The organism is Streptomyces calidiresistens, from assembly GCF_014141525.1.
GTDB classification, from domain to species: domain Bacteria; phylum Actinomycetota; class Actinomycetes; order Streptomycetales; family Streptomycetaceae; genus Streptomyces; species Streptomyces calidiresistens.
The window spans coordinates 1-2173 of sequence record NZ_VKHS01000856.1 but is presented as its reverse complement, the minus strand read 5'-3'; the positions used below and the strand labels follow the sequence as shown (position 1 = coordinate 2173).

Genomic DNA, 2173 nt, shown 5'->3' with positions numbered 1-2173 from the left:
CCCACCCCCTAGACTCCCGTCCGTACGACGGACCGCCGCCCGTGCGCGCCCCCGGGGCACGCCGCCGCCGGCGGACCGCCGCACGTCGCCGCCCCGCGCGGCACGCCGCGACCCCGCGCCCCGCACCGCGCCGTCGCGGCACCCCGACCACGGCGGACGGCCGCCCGCCCGCCGGTGTCGGACCCACGACACGGGCCCGCGCCGCGGGTCCGCACATCCCGCATCGCGCGTCACGGAGGGGCAAGCCGGGTGCCGGACTACTTCCACGGCTACACGGTCGTCGGACTGGTGGCCGTCGTCGGCGTGCTGTTCGTCGCCGTCGCCTTCACCACCGGCCGGCTGCTGCGGCCGGACCTGCCGACCGCCGGGAAACTGCTGCCCTACGAGTGCGGCGTGGACCCGGTCGGCGAGGGGTGGGCGCACACGCAGGTCCGCTACTACCTGTACGCCTTCCTCTACGTGATCTTCGCGGTGGACGCGATCTTCCTCTTCCCGTGGGCGGCGATCTTCGCCGACCCCGGCTTCGGCGCGGTGACGCTGGTGGAGATGTTCCTCTTCCTCGGGCTGCTCGGCCTGGGGCTGCTCTACGCCTGGCGGAAGGGCGTGCTCGCATGGACCTGACCCCCGTCCCGCGCGGTGACCGTCCCCTGCTCGGTCCCCTCGCCCGGCTCGCCCCCGAGCCGATGAAGGTGATCCTCAACTGGGGCCGCCGCTACAGCCTGTGGGTCTTCAACTTCGGACTCGCCTGCTGCGCCATCGAGTTCATCGCCGCCTCGATGTCGCGGCACGACTTCATCCGGCTGGGCGTCATCCCCTTCGCGCCCGGTCCCCGCCAGGCCGACCTGATGGTGGTCTCCGGCACCGTCACCGACAAGATGGCCCCCGCCGTGCGTCGGTTGTACGAACAGATGCCGGAGCCCAAGTACGTCATCTCCTTCGGGGCCTGCTCCAACTGCGGCGGCCCCTACTGGGACTCCTACGCGGTGACCAAGGGCGTGGACCAGATCATCCCCGTGGACGTGTACGTGCCCGGCTGCCCGCCCCGCCCCGAGGCGCTGCTCCAGGGCATCCTCAAGCTCCAGGAGCGGATCGCGGAGGAGTCCACCGCCGAGCGCTACGCCCCGCGCCGCACCCCCACCGCCGCGCTGAACGCGCCGCCGGTGGCGCCGCCCGCCGGGACCCGGGAGGGGGAGCGGTGAGCGGTCCGGGGTGGCTCCCGGAGCCCGTGGAGGACCTCTTCGGTGCCGGGGCCCGGGCCGCGGACGCCTACGACACGCTCACCGTGGACGTGCCGGCGGGGGAGTGGATCGCCTCCCTGCGCACCGCCCGCGACCGGCTCGGCTGCACCTTCTTCGACTGGCTCAGCGCCGTGGACGAGAGCGGCGGCCCCGCCGGGCCCGACCCGGACGGTCGGCTGCTGGTCTGCGCCCACGTGGTCGCCCTCGGTCGGCCCGGCGAGGCGCCCCGTCGGCTGCTGCTGCGCACCGCCCTGGCCCCGGCGGCCCCCGCCCTGCCCACCGCCACCGGCCTGTGGGCCGGCGCGGCCTGGCACGAACGGGAGACCCGGGAGATGTTCGGCGTCGAGTTCACCGACCACCCGGCGCCCGGGCCGCTGCTGCTGCCCGAGGGCTTCGAGGGGCACCCGCTGCGCAAGGGCTTCGTCCTCGCCGCGCGGGTGGTCAAGGCGTGGCCCGGCGCGAAGGAGCCGGGCGAGCCGGGGCACGGCGGGCCGAAGCGGCGGCAGATGCTGCCGCCGGGCGTGCCGGATCCCAACGAGTGGGGGCCGTTGAAGGGCACCCTGCCCGCCGCCCCGACCCGGGGCCGCGCCGCCGGGCGACCGGCGGCCGGCCGGCGCGCCGAGGGCGCCACGCCGACCGGTGACGCCCCGGCACCGCGCCGGTCCCGTTCGGCGGGCGGGGGCTCGGCGAGCCAACGGGCGGCCGACGCGGGTGACGCGACCACGCCGCCCGTCCGCCGGTCCCGTTCGGCGGGGGAGGGTTCGGCGAGCCAACGCGCCGCCGGTGGGGCGGCCGGGCCGGACTCGTCCGCCACGCCCTCCGACCCCGCGGCCGATCGGGGGGCGGAGCGCCCGCGCCGGACCGCGCGCCCGGCGCACGGCGACGCCGCGCGCAGCGCCGACGCCCCATGGCACGACCCCCGCCCGGCCCGGGAG

General features: G+C 77.2%; 3 protein-coding genes. All 3 read left to right on the top strand.

Translation table 11 applies throughout. The features are described from left to right. Positions 1-222 precede the first annotated feature (222 nt). Positions 223-621, top strand: a complete 399-nt coding sequence (locus FOE67_RS23485) for an NADH-quinone oxidoreductase subunit A (protein WP_323385362.1) — start codon at positions 223-225, stop codon at positions 619-621. After that, a complete protein-coding gene (locus tag FOE67_RS23480; protein ID WP_182666840.1) occupies positions 612-1199 on the top strand; it encodes an NADH-quinone oxidoreductase subunit B in 588 nt (195 codons plus the stop codon). The genes FOE67_RS23485 and FOE67_RS23480 overlap by 10 nt, the downstream gene beginning before the upstream one ends. Further along, positions 1196-2173 (top strand): NADH-quinone oxidoreductase subunit C (locus tag FOE67_RS23475; protein WP_182666839.1); only part of this gene is annotated, 978 nt, incomplete at its 3' end. The genes FOE67_RS23480 and FOE67_RS23475, both read left to right, overlap by 4 nt.